19 protein-coding genes are annotated in these 20,357 nt (G+C 64.6%); 8 read left to right on the top strand and 11 right to left on the bottom strand.

Translation table 11 applies throughout. From position 1 onward, the window contains the following. Position 1 precedes the first annotated feature (1 nt). Entirely contained in the window at positions 2-2,257 is a 2,256-nt protein-coding gene (locus BMX96_RS07635; protein WP_091844964.1) for an NADP-dependent malic enzyme, read from the bottom strand. 130 nt (positions 2,258-2,387) lie between these two features. Between BMX96_RS07635 and mutS the strand changes: the two genes are divergently transcribed. After that, positions 2,388-5,036: a DNA mismatch repair protein MutS gene (mutS, locus tag BMX96_RS07640; protein WP_236736997.1), complete on the top strand. Its 2,649-nt coding sequence runs from the start codon at positions 2,388-2,390 to the stop codon at positions 5,034-5,036. Between the two features lie 57 nt (positions 5,037-5,093). On the opposite strand, the gene BMX96_RS07645 is transcribed toward mutS, so the two are convergent. Together BMX96_RS07645 and hrcA are read right to left on the bottom strand one after the other, a co-directional pair. After that, positions 5,094-5,777, bottom strand: coding sequence for a nucleotide exchange factor GrpE (locus tag BMX96_RS07645; protein ID WP_091844965.1), 684 nt, complete (start codon positions 5,775-5,777; stop codon positions 5,094-5,096). Between the two features lie 11 nt (positions 5,778-5,788). Next, the gene (hrcA, locus tag BMX96_RS07650; protein WP_073126822.1) at positions 5,789-6,871 is read right to left on the bottom strand and encodes a heat-inducible transcriptional repressor HrcA; all 1,083 of its coding nucleotides are present in this window, start codon (positions 6,869-6,871) and stop codon (positions 5,789-5,791) included. Between the two features lie 77 nt (positions 6,872-6,948). Between hrcA and rph the strand changes: the two genes are divergently transcribed. From rph to hemW, 3 genes are read left to right on the top strand one after another with little or no spacing between them, the layout of a single operon-like run. Beyond that, positions 6,949-7,659 (top strand): ribonuclease PH, encoded by a 711-nt coding sequence (gene rph / locus BMX96_RS07655; protein ID WP_073126824.1) that lies wholly within the window; start codon positions 6,949-6,951, stop codon positions 7,657-7,659. Continuing rightward, positions 7,659-8,267, top strand: a complete 609-nt coding sequence (gene rdgB / locus BMX96_RS07660; RefSeq protein WP_091844966.1) for an RdgB/HAM1 family non-canonical purine NTP pyrophosphatase — start codon at positions 7,659-7,661, stop codon at positions 8,265-8,267. The genes rph and rdgB overlap by 1 nt, the downstream gene beginning before the upstream one ends. Next, positions 8,260-9,393, top strand: a complete 1,134-nt coding sequence (gene hemW / locus BMX96_RS07665) for a radical SAM family heme chaperone HemW (RefSeq protein WP_091844967.1) — start codon at positions 8,260-8,262, stop codon at positions 9,391-9,393. Before rdgB ends, hemW begins: the two co-directional genes overlap by 8 nt. On the opposite strand, the gene BMX96_RS07670 is transcribed toward hemW, so the two are convergent. From BMX96_RS07670 to BMX96_RS07700, 7 genes are all read right to left on the bottom strand, one after another. Continuing rightward, positions 9,390-10,277, bottom strand: a complete 888-nt coding sequence (locus BMX96_RS07670) for a ParB/RepB/Spo0J family partition protein (protein WP_091844968.1) — start codon at positions 10,275-10,277, stop codon at positions 9,390-9,392. The two genes, hemW and BMX96_RS07670, sit on opposite strands and share 4 nt — an antisense overlap. A gap of 20 nt (positions 10,278-10,297) precedes the next feature. Further along, positions 10,298-11,089, bottom strand: a complete 792-nt coding sequence (locus tag BMX96_RS07675) for a ParA family protein (RefSeq protein WP_091844969.1) — start codon at positions 11,087-11,089, stop codon at positions 10,298-10,300. Beyond that, positions 11,082-11,678, bottom strand: coding sequence for a 16S rRNA (guanine(527)-N(7))-methyltransferase RsmG (rsmG, locus tag BMX96_RS07680; protein WP_091844970.1), 597 nt, complete (start codon positions 11,676-11,678; stop codon positions 11,082-11,084). Before rsmG ends, BMX96_RS07675 begins: the two co-directional genes overlap by 8 nt. After that, complete coding sequence (gene mnmG, locus BMX96_RS07685; protein ID WP_091844971.1) at positions 11,675-13,555, bottom strand: tRNA uridine-5-carboxymethylaminomethyl(34) synthesis enzyme MnmG; 1,881 nt, start codon at positions 13,553-13,555, stop codon at positions 11,675-11,677. Before mnmG ends, rsmG begins: the two co-directional genes overlap by 4 nt. A gap of 1 nt (position 13,556) precedes the next feature. Further along, on the bottom strand, positions 13,557-14,831 hold the full coding sequence (mnmE, locus tag BMX96_RS07690; RefSeq protein WP_091844972.1) for a tRNA uridine-5-carboxymethylaminomethyl(34) synthesis GTPase MnmE: 1,275 nt from the start codon (positions 14,829-14,831) through the stop codon (positions 13,557-13,559). Positions 14,832-14,841: 10 nt separating this feature from the next. Then, a complete protein-coding gene (rho, locus tag BMX96_RS07695) occupies positions 14,842-16,113 on the bottom strand; it encodes a transcription termination factor Rho (protein ID WP_073126844.1) in 1,272 nt (423 codons plus the stop codon). 119 nt (positions 16,114-16,232) lie between these two features. Further along, entirely contained in the window at positions 16,233-16,685 is a 453-nt protein-coding gene (locus BMX96_RS07700) for a CopD family protein (RefSeq protein ID WP_091844973.1), read from the bottom strand. 377 nt (positions 16,686-17,062) lie between these two features. Here BMX96_RS07700 and BMX96_RS07705 point away from each other — a divergent pair, with 377 nt between their 5' ends. From BMX96_RS07705 to dnaQ, 4 genes are read left to right on the top strand one after another with little or no spacing between them, the layout of a single operon-like run. Beyond that, entirely contained in the window at positions 17,063-17,656 is a 594-nt protein-coding gene (locus BMX96_RS07705) for a Maf family protein (protein WP_091844974.1), read from the top strand. Beyond that, entirely contained in the window at positions 17,653-18,489 is an 837-nt protein-coding gene (locus BMX96_RS07710) for a shikimate dehydrogenase (RefSeq protein WP_091844975.1), read from the top strand. Before BMX96_RS07705 ends, BMX96_RS07710 begins: the two co-directional genes overlap by 4 nt. After that, on the top strand, positions 18,486-19,094 hold the full coding sequence (gene coaE / locus BMX96_RS07715; RefSeq protein WP_091844976.1) for a dephospho-CoA kinase: 609 nt from the start codon (positions 18,486-18,488) through the stop codon (positions 19,092-19,094). Before BMX96_RS07710 ends, coaE begins: the two co-directional genes overlap by 4 nt. Further along, the gene (dnaQ, locus tag BMX96_RS07720) at positions 19,075-19,764 is read left to right on the top strand and encodes a DNA polymerase III subunit epsilon (RefSeq protein ID WP_091844977.1); all 690 of its coding nucleotides are present in this window, start codon (positions 19,075-19,077) and stop codon (positions 19,762-19,764) included. Before coaE ends, dnaQ begins: the two co-directional genes overlap by 20 nt. Before the next feature lie 13 nt (positions 19,765-19,777). Here dnaQ and secB read toward each other — a convergent pair whose 3' ends face one another. Beyond that, positions 19,778-20,314 carry a protein-export chaperone SecB gene (gene secB, locus BMX96_RS07725; protein ID WP_091844978.1) on the bottom strand — a complete coding sequence of 179 codons (537 nt, stop codon included), beginning with the start codon at positions 20,312-20,314 and terminating at the stop codon, positions 19,778-19,780. Positions 20,315-20,357: the final 43 nt, after the last annotated feature.

The raw sequence follows: 20,357 nt of genomic DNA on the forward strand, positions 1-20,357 counted from the left end.
CTCAGCCGATATCCACCGCCGCGATGGCCGCCATGTTCAGGATGTCGGTCATGTTCGATCCGGTGGACGCGATCTGCACGGGCTTGCGCAGGCCCGTGAGGATCGGGCCGATCACGGTCGCGCCCGCCATTTCCTGCATCAACTTCACCGAGATAGATGCCGAGTGCCGTGCGGGCACGACCAACACGTTCGCCGGGCCGGACAGGCGGCAGAACGGATAATTCTTCATGGCCTCGGCGTTCAGCGCCACGTCGACCGTCATCTCGCCATCGTACTCGAAATCGACCCCACGCTTGTCCAGCACGTCCGGCGCGACATGCATCTTCTCGGCGCGCTCGGACACGGGATAGCCGAAAGTCGAAAAGCTGACGAAGGCCACCCGCGGCTCCAGCCCCAGCCCCCGCGCGACATCGGCGCCGCGTTCGGCGATATTGGCCAGGTCGTGCTGGTCGGGCCATTCATGGATCAGCGTGTCCGCGATCAGCACGATCCGGCCGCGCGACAGGACGGCGGTGATCCCCACGGCGCCATCCTCGGGCCGCGCATCGAACACGCGGTTGATCAGCTCCATCACCTGCGCGGATTTCCGTGTCGCACCGGTGACCATCCCGTCGGCGTGACCATGAGCCAGCATGAGGGCCGAGAACACGTGCCGGTCCCGCGCCGCCATCCGGCGAATATCGTGCGAGTCGAATCCGCGCCGCTGGAGCCGTTCGTAGAGGAAGGCCTTGTAGGTCGAGAGATGCTCGGTCGTGGCGGCGTTGACGATCTCGATGCTGTCGATGGCGGGTTCGAGCCCTTCGGCCCGCAGAAGCTCTCGGATCTCGGGCTCGCGGCCCACGACCACGGATTCGCCCATCCCCTGCCGGGCATAGGCCACGGCGGCCTTCAGTACGCGGATATCGTCGCCCTCGGCAAAGACAATGCGGGCCTGTTTCGCCCGGGCGCGGGCATAGATACCTTCGAGAATCGACGCGGTGGGGTCCATCCGCTGTTTCAGCGTGGCCTCGTAGCCGTCCATGTCGATGATGGGCCGCCGCGCCGCGCCGGTGTCCATCCCCGCGCGTGCCACCGCAGGCGGCACCTGCCAGATCAGGCGCGGATCGAACGGCGTCGGGATGATGTAGTCGCGCCCAAATTTCAGTTTGCGACCATAGGCGACGGCGACCTCGTCAGGCACATCCTCGCGCGCCAGCGCGGCCAGGGCTTCAGCGCAGGCGATCTTCATCTCGTCGTTGATGGCCCGCGCGTGGATATCCAGCGCACCCCGGAACAGGTAGGGAAAGCCGAGGACGTTGTTCACCTGGTTGGGATAGTCGCTGCGCCCGGTCGCGACGATCACGTCCTCGCGCACGGCGTGGACATCCTCGGGCGTGATCTCGGGATCGGGGTTCGCCATGGCGAAGATCACGGCCTCTTTCGCCATGGACATGACCATGTCCTGCGTGACGGCGCCCTTGGCCGAGCAGCCCAGGAACACGTCGGCCCCGTCCAGCGCCTCGGCCAGCGTGCGCGCGTCGGTCTTGACGGCGTGGGCAGATTTCCACTGGTTCATGCCTTCGCTGCGGCCCTGGTAGATCACGCCCTTGGTGTCGCAGGCGATGCAGTTCTCGTGCCGTGCCCCCATGGATTTCAGCAGCTCGAGGCACGCGATGCCCGCCGCCCCCGCACCGTTGAGCACGATCTTCACGTTTTCGATGCGCTTGCCCGAAAGATGCAGCGCGTTGATGAGGCCGGCGGCGCAGATCACGGCCGTTCCGTGCTGGTCGTCATGGAAGACGGGGATATCCATCTCTTCCTTCAGGCGCTGCTCGATCATGAAGCACTCGGGCGCCTTGATATCCTCGAGGTTGATGCCCCCGAAGGTCGGCCCCATCAGTCGCACGGCGTTGCAGAAGGCGTCGGGGTCTTCGGTATCCAGCTCGATATCGATGGAATTCACATCGGCGAAGCGCTTGAACAGCACCGCCTTGCCTTCCATCACGGGCTTCGAGGCCAGCGCGCCAAGGTTGCCCAAGCCCAGAACCGCCGTCCCGTTCGAGATCACGGCGACGAGGTTGCCCTTGTTGGTGTAGTCGTAGGCGCGGCCCGGCTCGGCCGCGATCCGGTCGCACGGCACGGCGACGCCCGGGGAATAGGCAAGGCTCAGGTCACGCTGGGTGGCCATGGGGACCGACGCGGCAATGTCGAACTTGCCCGGCCGCGGTTCCATGTGGAACTGCAAGGCCTCGTTGTCGGTCACTTTCTTCTGGGTCATCGGTCGCGTCTCCTCCGGCGTGGCGCAATTCGTGGCACAGGCCCCCGGGGGGTTCCACTGCAAAAACCGCCCCTTCATGCCCCGCGCCGCATTGGCTAGGGTGTCGCGACCTCGCGCCGGGAAACACGCCATGAACACCGCCAAACCCGCCGTCACGCCGATGATGGCGCAATATCTCGAGATCAAGGCAGGCCACGAAGGGGCTCTGCTGTTCTACCGGATGGGCGACTTCTACGAGCTGTTCTTCGACGACGCGGTCGCGGCGGCGGCGGCGCTGGACATCGCCCTGACCAAGCGGGGCAAGCACCAGGGCGACGACATTCCCATGTGCGGCGTCCCTGTCCACGCCGCCGAGGGCTACCTGCTGACGCTGATCCGCAAGGGGTTCCGCGTGGCGGTCTGCGAACAGACCGAGGATCCGGCCGAGGCGAAGAAGCGCGGATCGAAATCCGTCGTGCGGCGCGAGGTGGTGCGGCTGGTCACGCCCGGCACGCTGACCGAGGACACGCTACTCGATGCGCGGCGGCACAATTTCCTGGCGGCCTATACCGCCATGCGCGGCGACGGTGCGCTGGCGTGGTGCGACATGTCCACGGGCGAACTGTCGGTCACGCCCTGCCCGCCCGTCCGGCTGGGCCCCGAACTGGCCCGCCTCGCCCCGCGCGAAGTCCTGCTGAACGAGGCGCAGGAGGCTGATTGGGCCGAGATCGTCACTGAATCCGGGGCGTCACTGACCCCGCTATCGCGCGGGTCGTTCGACAGCACGGGCGGCGCGGCGCGGCTCTGCCGGGTGTTCGACGTGGCGACGCTGGATGCGTTCGGCACCTTTTCGCGCCCCGAGATCTCGGCCATGGCGGCGCTGGTCGACTACCTCGAGATCACCCAGAAGGGAAAGCTGCCGTTGCTGCGCCCGCCCCGGCGCGAGGATGCCGATGGCGTCATGCAGATCGACGCCGCCACCCGCGCCAACCTGGAGCTGACGCGCGCGCTGTCGGGCGGGCGCGATGGATCGCTCCTGTCGGCCATCGACCGCACCGTGACGGCGGCGGGCGGACGCCTGCTGGAACGGCGGCTGACCGCTCCGTCCCGTGACCTGGCGCTGATCCGGTCCCGCCACGATGCCATCGCCGCCGCCGTGGACGCGCCCGACCTTGCGCAGGCCCTGCGGGAACAGCTGCGCCACGTCCCCGACATGGACCGTGCCCTGTCGCGCCTGTCGCTGGAACGTGGCGGACCGCGCGACCTGGCTGCCATGCGCGACGGTCTGGCCCGCGCGGCCGAGATCGCAGACCGCCTGGCGGGCGGTCCGGCGGATCTGCTGGATACCGGGCTGGAATCGTTGACCGGCCACGAGGATCTGATCGACCGTCTGTCCGATGCGCTGGTGGCCGAACCGCCGATCCTGGCCCGCGACGGCGGCTTCATCGCGCCGGGCTTCGATTCGGCGTTGGACGAGGCCCGCAGCCTGCGCGACGAGGGGCGCGGCGTCATCGCCGGGATGCAGGCCGATTTCGTGAAACAGACCGACATCTCGTCGCTGAAGATCAAGCACAACAACGTGCTGGGCTATTTCATCGAGGTCACGGCCACCCACGCCAAGAAGATGCTGGCCGAACCGCTGTCCCAGACCTTCATCCACCGCCAGACCACGGCCAACGCGGTGCGCTTCACCACCGTCGAGCTGAGCGCGCTGGAGACCAAGATCCTGAACGCGGGCGGCCGCGCGCTGGAGATCGAGAAACGGCTGTTCGCCGAGCTTTCGGTACAGGTCCTGGACCACGCCGGCCCCATCGGCGACACCGCCCGCGCGCTGGCCGCACTGGACGTGACCACCGCCATGGCGGACCTGGCGGTGGGCGCGAGATGGTGCCGCCCCGACATGGTGTCGGGTCGCGATTTCCAGATCACCGGCGGCCGCCACCCGGTGGTCGAACAAGCACTGCGTCGGCAAGGCGGCGTGCCCTTCGTGCCGAACGATTGCGCGTTGTCGGATGGAGCGGACAGCGCCGCGCTCTGGCTGCTGACCGGGCCGAACATGGCCGGTAAGTCGACCTTCCTGCGCCAGAACGCGCTGATCGCCCTGCTGGCGCAGATCGGCTCCTACGTCCCCGCCGATGCGGCGCGGATCGGCGTCGTCAGCCAGCTGTTCAGCCGTGTGGGCGCGGCGGACGACCTGGCGCGCGGACGCTCGACCTTCATGGTGGAAATGGTCGAAACCGCCGCGATCCTGAACCGCGCCGACGACCGCGCGCTGGTGATCCTGGACGAGATCGGGCGCGGAACGGCCACCTATGACGGATTGTCCATCGCTTGGGCGACGCTCGAACACCTGCACGATGTGAACCGTTGCCGCGCGCTGTTCGCCACCCATTACCACGAGATGACGCAACTGGCCGACCGGCTGAGCGGCGCGCAGAACGCGACCATGTCGGTCAAGGAACACGACGGCGAGGTCGTGTTCCTGCACGAGGTGCGCAAGGGCGCCGCCGACCGGTCATACGGGGTGCAGGTGGCCAAGCTCGCCGGCCTGCCCGCGGCGGTGGTGTCGCGCGCGCGGGATGTTCTGACGATGCTGGAAAAGGGCGAGGCCGAGGGCCGCAAGACGACCCTGATCGACGACCTGCCGCTGTTCTCGGTGGCGGCGAAACCCGCGCCGAGCGCCCCTGCGACAGACCCGGTGGCCGAGCGCCTGTCGCAGGTCCAGCCCGACGAATTGAGCCCGCGCGAAGCGCTGGACCTGGTCTACGAACTGCGTGCGCTGGCGGCCGGGTCGAAATGACAGCGCCCCGGACTCGATCCGGTGCGCTGCAAAAATTCGGTACGGAGGCGGGTCGCCTCAGCCTTTCGGAGTCGAGCTCACACCGACCTTGGCGGCGCGCAGCAGCCGGTCGTGAAGCATGAAGCCCTCGCCAGTCACCTGAATGATCTCGCCGGCCTTCGTGCCGGGCACCGGGGCCTCGAACATCGCCTCGTGAACGTTGGGATCGAACTTGTCGCCGACCTCGGGCGCGATCATCTTGATGCCATGCTTCTGGAACACGCTCAGAAGCTCGCGCAGGGTCAGCTCGATCCCCTCGATCAGGGCCGCGTTCGCCTCGCGCTGCTCGTCCGAGATCGACCCGACCGCGCGCTTGAGGTTGTCGAACACGGGCAGCATGTCGCGGCTCAGCTTCGAGCCGCCGTAATTCTCGGCCTCGCGCCGGTCACGGTCGGACCGCTTGCGGCTGTTCTCGGCATCCGCGAGGGCGCGAACGAACTTGTCCTTGTACTCGTCCCGTTCGGCGCGCAGCTGCTCGAGCTCTGCGCTGTCGACGGTCACGTGGCTTTCCACCGTCGCGTCATCGCCTTCGGGGCCATCGACATCGTCCAGCGGGCTGGTGCCGGGATTGTCGAGATCGAAGACGTCATCCTCCTGCGACTTCACGCGCGGCTTGCGCTTGACCTTGTCGGCCTCGGAGGTGTCGCCCTTCAGCATCTCTTCGATCGCGGCTTCGATGTCGCTTTCGTTTTCTTTCGCCATGTTTCACCCGGTTATCGTTGGCCCGACAGCAATTTGCCGACCAGTTGCGCTGTATAGTCCACGATGGGCACGATCCGTCCGTAGTTCAGCCGCGTGGGGCCGATCACGCCAACCGCGCCAATGATCTTTCGGTCAGCGTTCATATATGGAGAGACCACCAAAGAGGAACCCGAAAGTGAGAAGAGTTTGTTCTCGGAACCGATGAAAATTCGAACACCTTCGCCCTCGTCCGTCAGCTCTAGGAACTCGGCGATGTCGCGCTTGCGTTCCAGATCGTCGAACAGGTTGCGGATGCGGTCGAGGTCCTCGGCGGCGGTGCCTTCGTCCAGCAGGTGCGACCGGCCGCGCACGATCAGGCGTTCGTTCGGCTCGCCCGCGTCGTCCCAGATCGCAAGACCCGACTCCACCAGCGTCTGCGCCAGGGCGTCCAGCTCCTGCCGGTGATTCGCGATCTGCTTGGCCATACCGCTGCGCAACTCGGTCAGGGTGCGGCCCGCCGCGATCGCGTTCAGGAAGTTCGCGGCCTCGCGCATCGACGACGGGGTCTGGCCGGGTGGCGGCGCGAAGACGCGGTTCTCGACATGGCCATCCTCGAACACAAGCACGACCAAGGCACGGTCGGGCCCGAGCGATACGAACTCGATATGCTTGATCGGCGCTTCGTGCTTCGGCGCCAGAACAAGGCTCGCCCCGCGGGTGGCGCCCGACAGGGCCGATCCGACGCGGTCCAGCAAGGTCGACACGTCGCGTTCGTTGCTGGTGAGACTGGTTTCGATCTGGCGGCGGTCGCTATCGTCGAGATCCCCGACCTCGAGCAGCCCGTCCACGAACATCCGCAGGCCCAGGTTCGTGGGCATCCTTCCGGCCGAGACATGCGGCGCGTTCAGCAGGCCCATGTACTCAAGATCCTGCATGACATTGCGAATGGTGGCGGCGCTGACCTTCTCGGTCATGTCGCGGGTCAGGCTGCGAGATCCCACCGGGCTGCCTGTTTCCAGGTAGCCCTCGACAACGCGGCGAAAGACTTCGCGCGTGCGGTCGTTCATCTGCGCCATCATGTCGTGGCGTTCACTGGCGGATTTCTGGTCGCTCATTTGCATCGGTGGTAACAGTCTTGCACCGGGATCGCACCGGTGCCAATCACGCGGAGCACGCAAAAACAGGAGCTTTCATGCGCCCTTCCGGTCGAAACCTAGACACGATGCGCCCGATTTCAATCGAGACGGACGTCACCCGCCATGCCGAGGGCTCTTGCCTGATAAAATGCGGCGACACCCATGTCCTGTGCACCGCGTCGCTGGAAGAGCGCGTGCCGCCCTTCCTGCGCAACACCGGGCAGGGCTGGGTCACGGCGGAATACGGGATGCTGCCCCGCGCCACCCACACCCGCATGAACCGCGAGGCCAAGCGCGGGCAGTCCGGCCGCACGCAGGAGATCCAGCGCCTGATCGGGCGGTCCCTGCGCGCCTGTGTCGACCGCAACGCCCTGGGTGAACGGCAGATCACGGTGGATTGCGACGTCATCCAGGCCGATGGCGGCACCCGTTGCGCCTCGATCACCGGCGGATGGGTCGCGCTGCGGCTGGCCGTGAACAAGCTGATGAAGGCCGGTGACATCGTGACCGATCCGCTGACCGATCACGTCGCTGCCGTCAGCTGCGGCGTCTACGCCGGGCAGAACGTGCTCGACCTCGACTACCCCGAGGATAGCGAAGCGGGCGTGGACGGCAACTTCATCCTGACCGGCGCCAAGCGCCTGATCGAGGTACAGATGAGCGCCGAGGGCGCGACCTTCACCCGCGAGCAGATGAACGGGCTTCTGGATCTCGCCGAAAAAGGCGTGGACGAGCTGGTCGCCGCCCAGAAGAACGCGGTGGCCTGATGCGCCGTTTCACGGGCGAAACGCTGGTGGTCGCGACCCACAATCGCGGCAAGCTGGAAGAGATCCGCGATCTTCTGGCGCCCTACGGCGTCTCGACCACCAGCAATGCCGACCACGACCTGCCCGAGCCGGTCGAGGACGGCACCACCTTTGTGGAAAACGCGCGGATCAAGGCCCACGCGGCGGCAAAAGCGACCGGCCTTCCTGCGCTGTCGGATGACAGCGGGCTCGAGATTGTCGCGCTGGGCAATGCCCCGGGCGTTTATACCGCCGACTGGGCCGAAACGGGCCAGGGCCGCGATTTCGACATGGCGATGCGTAAGGCCCACGACGCGCTGATCGCGAAGGACGCACCCCAACCCTGGCGCGCGCAGTTCTGTTGCACGCTGGTCCTCGCCTGGCCCGACGGTCACGACGAGGTCTTCCCGGGCACCATGCCGGGCCAGATCGTCTGGCCCATGCGTGGTGAGCAGGGCCACGGCTACGACCCGATCTTCCAACCGGACGGATACGACCAGACCTTCGGCGAAATGGACCGGTGGGAGAAGAACAAGATCTCGCACCGCGCCGATGCGTTCCGCAAGCTGATCGCGGGTTGCTTTGACTGAACCCGCTTTCGGCATCTACGTCCATTGGCCCTTCTGCCAGGCGAAATGCCCCTACTGTGATTTCAACAGCCACGTGGTCGCGCAGATCGACCACGATGCCTGGCGGCGCGCCTATCGCGCCGAACTTGCGCGCATCCGCGACATGACCGGCCCGCGCAATGTTGCCTCGGTCTATTTCGGTGGCGGCACGCCCAGCCTGATGGAGCCGCAGACGGTCGAGATGATCCTGGCCGATATCCAGCGCCATTGGCAGATGACCAATGACGTGGAAATCACGCTCGAGGCCAACCCAACCTCGGTCGAGGCCGACCGCTTCCGCGATTACCGGCTTGGCGGCGTGAACCGCGTCTCCATGGGCATCCAGGCGCTGAACGATCCCGACCTGCAGCGGCTCGGACGGCTGCACTCGGTGGCCGAGGCGCGGGCGGCGTTCGATATTGCCCGCAACACGTTCGACCGCGTCAGTTTCGACCTGATCTACGCCCGTCAGGACCAGTCTCTGCCCGCATGGGAGGCCGAGCTGCGCGAGGCATTGACGATGGCGGCCGATCACCTGTCGCTTTACCAGCTGACCATCGAGCCCGGCACCGCCTTCGGCGATCGCTTCGCCCGCGGCGGCCTGCGCGGACTGCCGGACGAAGATCTTGGCGCGGATATGTTCGAGCTGACCCAAGCGCTGACGGCGGAGGCCGGGCTGCCCGCCTACGAGATCTCCAACCACGCCCGCCCCGGTGACGAGTCGCGCCACAACATGGTCTACTGGACCGGCGGTGATTATGCCGGGGTCGGTCCCGGCGCGCACGGTCGCCTGACACTCGCGTCGGGACGAGTGGCCACGGAGACTGAGACGGCGCCGCTCCACTGGTTGCGCGGCGCGCTTGACGGTAAGGCACCCGAGATCATCTCGCCGCTCTCCACCGAGGATCAGCTGGGGGAACGGCTGATGATGGGGCTACGGCTCCGGGACGGGATCATCGTGGACGATCTGCCCCTGAATGATGATTTAACGAGCAAAATCAATAGCTTGGTGTATGACGGTTTACTGACGGCTTCTGCCGGCCGGGTCCGGACAACCGACCGCGGTCGCCCCCTTCTGAATGCGATCCTGCGCGAGCTGTTGGCCTAGTCACCGCCGCCCGACAGCATCCGGCAAAGGTCGTCCAGCTGGTCCAGCGACTTGTAGCTGATGGTCAGCTTCCCATTCTCGCCATCCGAACTGTGATCGACCGACACCTTCATCCCAAGGTTCGCGGAGAGATCCTGCTCCAGCGCCCGCGTGTCGGCATCTTTCTCTTTGGGAGCCGCCGAGCGGGTGGATTTGGCGGGCTTCGGGCCCTTCGCCAGCGCCTCGGCCTCGCGCACCGAAAGACCCTTTTTCACGATCTGCTGGGCAAGCGCCTCGGGGTTCTCGGCGGTAATCAGCGCCCGCGCGTGCCCGGCGGTCAATTGGCCGGAGGCCAGGTAGGACTGCACGCCCTCGGGCAGGTTCAGAAGCCGCAGGGTGTTGGCGATGTGCGACCGGCTTTTGCCCAAGGCCTCCGCCATTTGCTCCTGCGTGCGGCCGAAACGGTCCATCAGCTGCCGATAGCCCGCCGCCTCATCCACCGCGTTCAGATCGGCGCGCTGGATGTTCTCGATGATGGCGACTTCCAGGACCTCGGTATCGTCGAACTGCCGGATGATCGCGGGCACTTCGTGCAGCTGCGCCATTTGCGCTGCGCGCCAGCGACGTTCGCCCGCGACGATCTCGTATTCCTCGGGCTTGCTCGGATGCGCTCGCAGGATAAGCGGCTGGATGACACCCTTGGTCGAAATCGACGCGGCAAGCTCTTCCAGGCTTTCCGCGACGAATGTCCGCCGCGGCTGATCCGGGTTCGGATGGATCCGCTCGATTGCGATCTGCACCTCGGCGCGACGCGGGTTTTCGCCCTGCTGCGGCGCGTCCCCGACATCCGCCATGAGGGCTGACAATCCACGACCCAGCCCGCGACGTTCCTGCTTGCGTTCCATACCCTGCCCTTTCGTTATTCTTAGACCGCGCGGCTGGTCAGCTCGTGCGCCAGTTCGCGATACGCGATGCTGCCCTTCGACATCGGGTCGTAATCCAGAACCGGCTGCGCGTAGGACGGCGCCTCGCTGACGCGAACATTGCGCGGCACGATCGTCTTGAACACCAGTTCGCCCAGCGTGTCCTTGGCGTCGGCGAGAACCTGCTGCGCCAGACGGTTGCGGCCGTCGAACATGGTCAGGACGACGCCCTCCATCCGCAGATCCGCGTTTGCGGACTGTCGGACCTCGCGCATGGTCAGCATCAGTTGCGACAAGCCCTCGAGCGCGAAGAACTCGCTCTGCAACGGGACCAGAACGGAATGCGCCGCGACCATCGCGTTCACGGTCAACAGCGACAGCGACGGAGGGCAGTCGATCAGAATGAAATCCAGATCCAGAGTTTCGACGTCTCTCGCATTCAACGCGTCTTTCAAAAGAAAGGATCGCTTGCGATTGGAGTACATCTCGATATCCGCAGAGCTCAGATCCGGCGTGGCCGGAACGATCCGCAAGTTTTCGTAAGCTGTCGGGGCAAGGACTTCGGACAGCGCGCGTCCTTCAAGCAGCAACTCGTAGGTGGTCAGCTGGCGATCCTCGGGCTCGATCCCCAGACCGGTAGAGGCATTCCCTTGCGGGTCCAGATCGATCAGGGCCACGCCGTACCCATCTTCGGCCAACGCGGCGCCGAGATTGATCGCCGTTGTGGTTTTGCCCACCCCGCCCTTCTGGTTCACGATTGCGATGATCTTAGGCGACCGGCGGCGGTCAGACATCTTGGATATCCTTGATTCTCAGAACAACCGAACCCGCGGAAATCTCGCTGGGCAAGATCTCGACATCGAAGCGGAAATCCATCCTAGCCCGTTCGATTTCCTCTTGGAAGCTGTTCCCCTTCGGAAACAGGCAAAGACTGTCCGGTCTGCCGTGGTAACGGGCAAAGCCCAGAAGCGTGTGCAAAGGCGCGAGAGCTCGGGCGCTGACGATGTCGGCCGCCTGCTGTGACGCTGCTTCGATGCGCTCCGCGAGCACCCTCAGTCTTAGGTCTTGTCGCGTTGCCATATGGCGCAGAAAAGTTGCTTTGCGCTGGTCGGACTCGACCGCGACGAACTGCGTGTTCTCTTGCTTCCGCATGATCGCAGCGACAACGACCGGAAGGCCGCCCCCGCTCCCCAAGTCCACCCACTTGGCGATCTCAGCCGGCGCAGCCTTAACTACCTGGATGGAGTCCGCGATATGGCGTTCGGCGATGTCTGCCGTGGTGGACCGACCGATGAGGTTTATTTTCGCGGTCCAGCGAAGCAGCTCTTCCGCGAAATCTTCTAGGCTTTCGGATGTTTCACGTGAAACATTCGGATAAGTCATCCGTGGGTTCCGGTTTTGGCCTTCACCCGCAGCGCCAAGAGAATCGCGTTCAGACCCGCCGGCGTCATGCCCTCGATCTTGCTGGCATGCGCGATTGTCGTCGGCCGGGCACTTTTCAGCTTATCCTTCAACTCCGATGAAAGTCCGTGAACGCCAGCGAAATCGAAGCCACCGGGAATCTGCGTTGCTTCGTCCCGGCGGATCGCCTCGGCCTCGCGGGTCTGGCGATCCAAGTAATTTGCGTAAACGGCCTCTTTGGAAATCTGGTTCAGGTCTGCCGAGGAGAACGACGAGACGTTCGGCACCAATTGCTTGATGTGCTCGATCCCGACGGACGGGATGCTGAGAAGCTCGAGCGCCGTTCTACGCGCACCGTCGGAGGACAGGGCAACTCCCACGGCATTAACCTCCTTGGGCGTAAAGGCCTCCGAGGACAGGACTTCCCGCAATTGCGCCAAGCGGTCCATCTTGGTCTCAAAAGCCTGCCGCCGGTGTTCCGCCACGAGACCCCGCGCGATCGCCAGAGGGGTCAAGCGCTGGTCGGCGTTGTCCGCGCGGAGTTGAAGGCGGAACTCGGCGCGGGAGGTGAACATGCGATAAGGCTCGGACACCCCGCGGGTCACCAGATCGTCGATCATCACACCGATGTACGCCTCGGTCCGCGAGAATTTGACCGGCGCATCGCTGCTGACTGCGGCCACGGCATTCAGTCCAGCGACCAGGCCTTGCGCCGCGGCCTCTTCGTATCCGGTGGTTCCGTTGATTTGACCCGCGAGGAACAGACCCCCGAGGGCGCCGAGCTGCAAACCGTGGTCCAGGGCCTGCGGGTCAACGTAGTCGTATTCGATTGCGTAGCCCGGTTGCAGGATTTTCGCCTGCTCGAGCCCCCGGATCGATACAACATAGGCCTCCTGGATATCGACAGGCAGCGACGTTGAGATCCCGTTCGGATAGACGGTTGGATCGTCCAAACCTTCTGGTTCCAGGAAGATCTGGTGCGAATCCTTGTCGGCGAATCGACCGATCTTGTCCTCGATAGACGGGCAATAGCGCGGTCCCACACCACTGATGTTCCCGCTATACATGGCGGAACGCGACAGGTTGGCGCGAATGATGTCGTGGGTTTCGGTGTTGGTGTGGGTGATCCCGCAACTGACCTGCCGCGCCGCCGGGCGATCGGACATGAAGGACAACATCACCGGGTCATCGTCGCCCGGCTGGCTTTCCAGACTGTCCCAATCGATGGTTCGACCATCAAGCCGCGGGGGCGTGCCCGTTTTCAACCGACCCATGGGGAGATCCATGGCATACAGTCGTTCCGCGAGTCGCAGCGCGGCGTTCTCACCCTGGCGTCCACCGCTCCGTTGTTCTTCACCAATGTGAAGGACACCGTTCAGGAAGGTTCCGGTCGTCAGGACAACTGCATCCGCATCCAGGGTGCTTTCATCCTCCAGGACAACGCCGGTGACGCGATTATCCTTCAGGACAAGATCGACGACCTGCCCTTCCACCACGCGGATATTCTCGTGCCTAGCGATGGAGCTTTGTACGGCGTGACGATAGCGGGCGCGGTCCATCTGTGCGCGAGGGCCCTGTACGGCAGGCCCCTTCCGACGATTCAGCAGTCGGTACTGGATCCCTGCATAGTCCGCGGCGACGCCCATGATCCCGCAGAGCGCGTCGACTTCGCGGACCAGGTGACCTTTGCCTAGACCCCCGATCGCGGGGTTGCAGGACATGGCGCCGATTGCATCGGCCTTCAATGTCACGAGCTTGACCTCGGCGCCCGCGCGGGCAGCTGCGCTGGCGGCTTCGACGCCGGCATGGCCACCCCCAACGACGACGATGGACGGCTTGCGATGTTTCACGTGAAACATTTTATTTCCCGATGCAGAAACGCGAAAAGATATCACCCAGTAGATCGTCCACATCGACGCGGCCGATCAACATTTCAAGGTCCGCAATCGCCCGCCGAAGATATTCGGCGGCCAGAACGCTGTCGCCGATCTCTGTAAGCGTCGCCCGCGATTCGGACAAGTCGGACAGCGCGCTTTGCATCGCCTGCGCGTGCCGATCGCGAATAGCGGTCGATGCCTTGGCAACGCGGCTGAGGAGGATTGTCGTCAGCCGATCGATCAGATCGCTGACGCCCTGCCCCGTGAGACCGGAAATATCGCCCTGACCCTGATCCGCTTTACCGACGAGGACGATGTCGTCGTCCTGGGCGAGCGCCGGTCTGTCCTCACCATTCCCAACAAGGAACACGCGCAGATCAGCCTCGGCCGCGCGGTCACGGGCACGCGCGATTCCAGCGGCCTCCAGCGGATCTTCGGTTTCCCTCAGGCCGGCCGTATCGAGGAATAGCACGGGCACGCCCTTCAGATCCGCCCGCACCTCGATCACGTCGCGCGTCGTGCCCGCGATTTCCGAGGTCAGCGCGACGTCTCGCCTGGCGATCGCGTTGAGAAGCGTGGATTTCCCGGCATTGGGTGCCCCCAGGATGGCGATTTCGAACCCATCCCGGATGCGTTCGGACGCCCCGAAGCCGTTAACCTCGTGCTGCAATGCTGCGGTCACGGTATCCATGTGGGCCAGGACGTCGGGCGTGACATCCACCGGGACTTCTTCGTCGGCGAAATCGAGGGTCGCCTCGATCAAGGCCGCGGCTTCCACCAGGTGGCGCCGCCATTCCAAGACCTTTCGGGACAGGTCACCGGACAGCACCTTCTGGGCTTGCTGGCGCTGGAACTCGGTCTCGGCCTCGACAAGGTCGGCGAGTCCTTCGACCTGCGTCAGGTCCAGGCGGTCGTTTTCCAGCGCGCGGCGCGTGAATTCGCCCGGCCCGGCAGGCCGAAGGCCGTCGATCCGCCCCAGCGCCGACAGGATTGCCGCGACGACTGCGCGGCTGCCATGGCATTGAAGCTCGACGACCGTTTCGCCGGTAAAGCTGGCGCCCTTGTCGAACGCCAGGACCAAGGCTGTGTCCAGAACTTCGCCATTAGGATCACGCAGCACACGTAGGGCCGCGCGGTGCGAGGGGGGCAACGATCCGCAAAGGGAACTGCCCGCCTCGAACGCGCGGGGTCCCGACAGACGGATGACCGAGACGCCCGCTTTGCCCGGCGCCGTGGCCTCGGCAAAGATGGTGTCCATGGCCAACCTGTCAGGTGTTCATCGAGTCGAAGAACTCGGAATTGGTCTTGGTCTGCTTAAGCTTGGACAGCAGGAACTCGATCGCGTCGGTCGTGCCCATCGGGTTCAGGATCCGCCGCAGCACGTAGGTCTTCTGCAGGTCCAGCTTGTCGACCAGAAGCTCTTCCTTCCGGGTGCCGGATTTCAGGATATCCATGGCCGGGTAGACGCGCTTGTCGCTGACCTTGCGGTCCAGCACGATCTCGCTGTTACCGGTGCCCTTGAACTCTTCGAAGATGACCTCGTCCATCCGGCTGCCGGTATCGATCAGCGCGGTGGCGATGATGGTCAGCGACCCGCCCTCTTCGATATTCCGTGCGGCGCCGAAGAACCGCTTGGGCCGTTGCAGCGCGTTGGCGTCCACACCGCCGGTCAGCACCTTGCCCGAGCTGGGAACGGTGGTGTTGTAGGCGCGGCCGAGACGCGTGATCGAGTCGAGCAGGATCACGACGTCGCGCTTGTGTTCAACCAGGCGCTTGGCCTTCTCGATCACCATTTCCGACACAGCCACGTGGCGCGTGGCGGGCTCGTCGAAGGTCGAGCTGACGACCTCGCCCTTCACGCTGCGCTGCATGTCGGTGACTTCCTCGGGCCGCTCGTCGATCAGCAGCACGATCAGGTAGCACTCCGGGTGGTTCGCCTCGATGCTGTGCGCGATGTTCTGCAGCAGCACGGTCTTGCCCGTCCGAGGCGGCGCCACGATAAGCGAGCGCTGACCCTTGCCGATGGGCGACACCAGGTCGATGATCCGGGCCGACTTGTCTTTGACGGTGGGATCCTCGATCTCCATCTTCAGACGCTCGTCGGGATAGAGCGGCGTGAGGTTGTCGAAGGCGACCTTGTGCCGGGCGCGCTGGGGATCTTCGAAGTTGATCGACTCCACGTCGACCAGCGCGAAGTATTGCTCGGTATCCTCGGGGCCACGGATGACGCCCGATACCGTGTCGCCGGTGCGCAGCGAATAGCGACGGATCATGTCGGGGCTGACATAGATGTCGTCGGGACCAGGAAGGTAATTGGCCTCGGGCGAGCGCAGGAAGCCGAAACCGTCCTGCAGCACCTCGAGCACGCCGTCGCCACCGATGACCCATTCCTCGTCCGCGCGCTCTTTCAGGATCGAGAACATCATCTCGCCCTTGCGCATGGTCGACGCGTTCTCGATCTCGAGCTCTTCGGCGAGCGTCAGCAGGTCCTTGGGGCTTTGCGCCTTGAGGTCCGCCAGGTTCACGCGATCCTGGGTCATGGGAAATCCTCGTGCCGCCGCGAACGGGCGGTCATCATGTCTTTGGCATAGGGAACAGGCTGAACCGGACGGCCAGCAGTTTTCCGTTACGCGCGCCGACCGGTTTTGTCAACGATGGCTCAGATCGGCCGGACGATCACCGAAACGACGATGACGATCAGCAACAGCGTCGGCACCTCGTTCATCATCCGGTAACGGCGCCCGCTGGTCGACAGGTCCCCGGCCGCGAGACGCTTGCGTTGTCCCGCGCACCACATGTGGAACCACGTCATGGCGATGACCGCCAGCGCCTTGGTCCAGGGCCAGACGGCCGCCCAATCGACCACTCCCGGCAATCCCGCCATGTAGAGCCCGCAGAGCCACGTCACGATCATGGCGGGGTTCATGATGACCTTCAGAAGCTTCCGCTCCATCGTCACTAGCATCGCTGCCTTGTCGGGGGCGTCCTGACCCTGCTCGACGTGGTACACGAACAAGCGGGGCAGGTAGAACAGGCCGGCCATCCAGGCCGTGAAGGCCACGATGTGAAGGGCCTTGATCCAAGGGTAAAGCGCGAAGAGCAGGTCTGACATGCGCCCCTCTTAATATAATAAATATTTTTAAGAAAAGTGGTGTTTGTTAGTAGGGGCCGTGGATAACCGGGATAACTGAGTTGTCCGGCCCTTATCCCCACGAGAGGACAGGATCTGGTGGTTCATCCCATGGACGCGAATATGTCTATATTTTTATTTATTTTCAATGCATTATAAAAGATCTGCCATGTGATCAGAACGGTGGATAACTTCCCGGCGGACCGGAATAACCCGTTTCTGTCCCTCCCGCGATCGTGGGGTTCGCACACGGGGATGAAACCGGGCGGCGGGTGGTGTAGATCGCCGCTTATCCGGCGGCCGACACGTTTCCGCGGATTCACCCTGTCTTCGCCCGACCCTTATCCCGGACTTATCCCATGAACCTCATCCTCGCATCCGGCTCGACGATCCGAGCGCAGTTGCTTCGGCAGGCTGGCCTGAACTTCGAGACAGTGGTCGCACGCATTGATGAAGAGAGTGTGAAACTTTCCCTAGCGGCCGAAGGCGCCGCCCCGCGGGACATCGCCGACGCGCTGGCCGAGGCCAAGGCGCGCAAGGTATCGCTGAAGAATCCCGGAGCGCTGGTGCTGGGGTGCGACCAGGTGCTGTCGCTGAAGGGCGAGATTCTATCGAAGCCGCGCGATCCCGATGATGCCCGCGCCCAGCTGCGCCGCCTGTCGGACATGCGGCACAACCTGCTGTCCGCCGTGGTCGCATACGAGGACGGAGAGCCGCTCTGGCGCTTCGTCGACACCGTGCGCCTGTCCATGCGGGCGCTCAGCGACGATTACGTCGACGACTACGTGTCGCGGAACTGGGACAGCATTCGCCACAGCGTGGGCGGATACAAGCTCGAGGAGGAGGGAATGCGCCTGTTCCGCGCCGTCGACGGCGACTATTTCACGGTGCTGGGCCTGCCGATGATCCCGCTCTTGTCGTGGCTGATCGACCGGGGCAGTTTGACCGTATGACAGACGAAAAAATCCCCGTCGCCGGCGTCATTGGTGCGCCCATCGCCCACTCCAAGTCCCCTGCCCTGCACGGCTACTGGCTGAAGCGGCACGGGCTGCGCGGGCACTATGTTCCGCTGCATGTCGAGCAGTCGGACCTTGCGCAGGTCCTGCGCACCCTGCCCCGAATGGGGTTCCGCGGGGTGAACGTGACCATCCCGCACAAGCAGTCGGTGCTGGACCTGGCCGATCACGTGACCGACCGCGCCGCCCTGATCGGCGCCGCGAACACGCTGACCTTCCGCGACGACGGGCGGATCCACGCCGACAATACCGACGGGTTCGGCTTCATCGAGAACCTGCGCCAGAACGCGCCGGACTGGCGCGCGTCGGACGGGCCCGCGGCCCTGTTCGGCGCAGGCGGCGCGGCGCGGGCGGTCATCACCGCGCTGATCGACGCGGGCGTGCCCGAGATTCGCATCACAAACCGCACCCGCACCCGGACCGAGGCGCTGCGCAAGGAATTCGGCGCCAAGCTGACGGTTTACGACTGGGTGCAGGCCGGCAACACGCTGGATGATGCCGCGACCGTCATCAACACCACGTCTCTGGGCATGACCGGCAAGGCCGATTTCCGGGTGCCGTTGGATGGGTTGTCGCGCGACGCATTGGTCACCGACATTGTCTATACCCCGCTTGAAACCGCCCTGCTGGAACACGCGCGCATGCGCGGCTGTCGCACGGTCGACGGGCTGGGTATGCTGCTTTACCAGGCGGTTCCGGCTTTCGAGCGGTGGTTCGGCGAACGCCCCGAGGTGGACGAGGACGTTCGGCAGGCCGTTCTTTCAGCATGAGCCGACCGTTCCTGATCGGGCTGACCGGCTCCATCGGCATGGGCAAGTCGACGGCCACCGCAATGTTCCGGGACATGGGCGTGCCGGTCTGGGACGCCGACGCCGCGGTGCACCGCCTGTATGCCGAAGGCGGGGCGGCAGTCGATCCCATGCGCGCCCTGCACCCCGCCGCGATCAGCGACGGTGCCGTGGACCGCGCCGCGCTGAAGGAATGGATCGCGACCGACCCGTCCGCCCTGCCCCGGATCGAATCCGTGGTGCATCCGCTGGTGGCCGAGGATCGCGCGGCCTTCATCGACGCGTGCGATGCCGATATCGCCGTCCTCGATATCCCGCTGTTGTTCGAGACCGGATCGCCCGACGCGGTCGACCTTGTCGCCGTCGTCTCCGCCCCGCCCGACGTGCAACGCGACAGGGTGCTGTCCCGACCGGGCATGACCGAGGATCACTTCGACCGCATCCTGTCGAAACAGATGCCGGACAGCGAGAAGCGTGCCCGCGCCGACGTGATCATTCCCAGCTTGAACATGGACGATACGCGGGCGACCATTGCCACGCTGATCGACGACATCCGGAAAGGCCGCCATGCGCGAAATCGTTCTTGATACCGAAACCACCGGGTTCGAGCCCGAGCAGGGCGACCGGATCGTGGAAATCGGTGCGGTCGAGCTGATGGGGCATGTGCCCACGGGACGGACGTTTCACGAGTACATCAACCCGAAGCGTTCGATGCCGCAATCGGCCTTCGAGGTGCACGGGCTGGGCGACGATTTCCTGCGCGACAAGCCCGTCTTCGAGCAGGTGGGCCAGGCGTTCCTGGATTTCGTGGGCGACGCCAAGCTGGTGATCCACAACGCCGCCTTCGACATGAAATTTCTCAATGCCGAACTGGGCTGGATGGGCGCGCGGCTGCTGCCCATGGATCAGGCCGTCGATACGCTCGCGATTGCACGGCGACGTTTTCCCGGGGCGCCTGCGTCGCTGGACGCGCTGTGTCGGCGTTTCGGGATCGACAACTCGAACCGTACGCTGCACGGCGCGCTTCTCGACTCCGAGATCCTGGCCGACGTGTATCTCGAGCTTATCGGGGGGCGTCAGCCGGATTTCGGCCTGGGATCGGACGAAGGGTCGAAGGACGACGGCCAAATGCGTGATACGTGGCGTCCGCGCCCGCGGCCCAGGCCGCTGCCATCGAAGCTGACGGAAGAAGAAAGCGCCGCCCACACGGCCTTCGTGGCCAAGTTGGGCGACGCTGCAATCTGGTCCAAGGCCTGACGGCCGACCGGGTTCAGTTGGCGGGCGTATCCGTCGCCTGCGCCTGTTGGGCTGCTTGGCGCTGAGCAATGCCCTGGCGGTAGAGCGCGACGAAATCGATGGGCTCGAGGTTCAGCGCGGGGAAACCGCCGTCGCGGGTGACGTCGGACACGATGCGGCGGATGTACGGGAACATCAGCCGCGGGCCCTCGATCAGCAGGAACGGGTGCAGTTGTTCCTCGGGCACGTTTTTCGCCTCGAACACGCCACCGTATTCCAGCTCCATCAAGAACAGAGTCTCTTCCGAGCCCTTGTTCTTCGACGTGATCTTGAACTTGCCGATGACCTCGTACTGGCCGCTGTCCTCGCCACGCTTCTTCGCGTCGAGGCTGACCTGCACGGACACATCCGGCTTTACCTCGCCCGAGACGGTCTTGGAGACCAGGATGTTCTCAAACGACAGGTCACGGATGAACTGGCCCAGCGGGCGCAGTTGCGGCTGCGCGGGGGTCTGTCCGTTGGCGTTGTTCTGCGGGGCTGCGGTCGTATCTTGCGGTTCGTTTTCAGCCATGGGGCTCCTCCGGGAAAATTCTCGTCGCTTAGCTAGCAGATGG

The sequence above is a fragment of the Palleronia pelagia genome (assembly GCF_900110115.1).
GTDB classification, from domain to species: Bacteria; Pseudomonadota; Alphaproteobacteria; order Rhodobacterales; family Rhodobacteraceae; genus Palleronia; species Palleronia pelagia.

Bases quoted from the DNA above. Each gene is read 5' to 3' on its own strand.
- rdgB (WP_091844966.1), top strand. From the start codon at position 7,659: ATGCGCCGTTTCACGGGCGAAACGCTGGTGGTCGCGACCCACAATCGC.
- coaE (WP_091844976.1), top strand. From the start codon at position 18,486: ATGAGCCGACCGTTCCTGATCGGGCTGACCGGCTCCATCGGCATGGGC.
- hrcA (WP_073126822.1), bottom strand. From the start codon at position 6,871: ATGAGCGACCAGAAATCCGCCAGTGAACGCCACGACATGATGGCGCAG.
- rph (WP_073126824.1), top strand. From the start codon at position 6,949: ATGCGCCCTTCCGGTCGAAACCTAGACACGATGCGCCCGATTTCAATC.
- rsmG (WP_091844970.1), bottom strand. From the start codon at position 11,678: ATGACTTATCCGAATGTTTCACGTGAAACATCCGAAAGCCTAGAAGAT.
- mutS (WP_236736997.1), top strand. From the start codon at position 2,388: ATGAACACCGCCAAACCCGCCGTCACGCCGATGATGGCGCAATATCTC.
- rho (WP_073126844.1), bottom strand. From the start codon at position 16,113: ATGACCCAGGATCGCGTGAACCTGGCGGACCTCAAGGCGCAAAGCCCC.
- mnmG (WP_091844971.1), bottom strand. From the start codon at position 13,555: ATGTTTCACGTGAAACATCGCAAGCCGTCCATCGTCGTCGTTGGGGGT.
- mnmE (WP_091844972.1), bottom strand. From the start codon at position 14,831: ATGGACACCATCTTTGCCGAGGCCACGGCGCCGGGCAAAGCGGGCGTC.
- secB (WP_091844978.1), bottom strand. From the start codon at position 20,314: ATGGCTGAAAACGAACCGCAAGATACGACCGCAGCCCCGCAGAACAAC.
- BMX96_RS07635 (WP_091844964.1), bottom strand. From the start codon at position 2,257: ATGACCCAGAAGAAAGTGACCGACAACGAGGCCTTGCAGTTCCACATG.
- BMX96_RS07700 (WP_091844973.1), bottom strand. From the start codon at position 16,685: ATGTCAGACCTGCTCTTCGCGCTTTACCCTTGGATCAAGGCCCTTCAC.
- dnaQ (WP_091844977.1), top strand. From the start codon at position 19,075: ATGCGCGAAATCGTTCTTGATACCGAAACCACCGGGTTCGAGCCCGAG.
- BMX96_RS07670 (WP_091844968.1), bottom strand. From the start codon at position 10,277: ATGGAACGCAAGCAGGAACGTCGCGGGCTGGGTCGTGGATTGTCAGCC.
- BMX96_RS07645 (WP_091844965.1), bottom strand. From the start codon at position 5,777: ATGGCGAAAGAAAACGAAAGCGACATCGAAGCCGCGATCGAAGAGATG.
- BMX96_RS07675 (WP_091844969.1), bottom strand. From the start codon at position 11,089: ATGTCTGACCGCCGCCGGTCGCCTAAGATCATCGCAATCGTGAACCAG.
- BMX96_RS07710 (WP_091844975.1), top strand. From the start codon at position 17,653: ATGACAGACGAAAAAATCCCCGTCGCCGGCGTCATTGGTGCGCCCATC.
- BMX96_RS07705 (WP_091844974.1), top strand. From the start codon at position 17,063: ATGAACCTCATCCTCGCATCCGGCTCGACGATCCGAGCGCAGTTGCTT.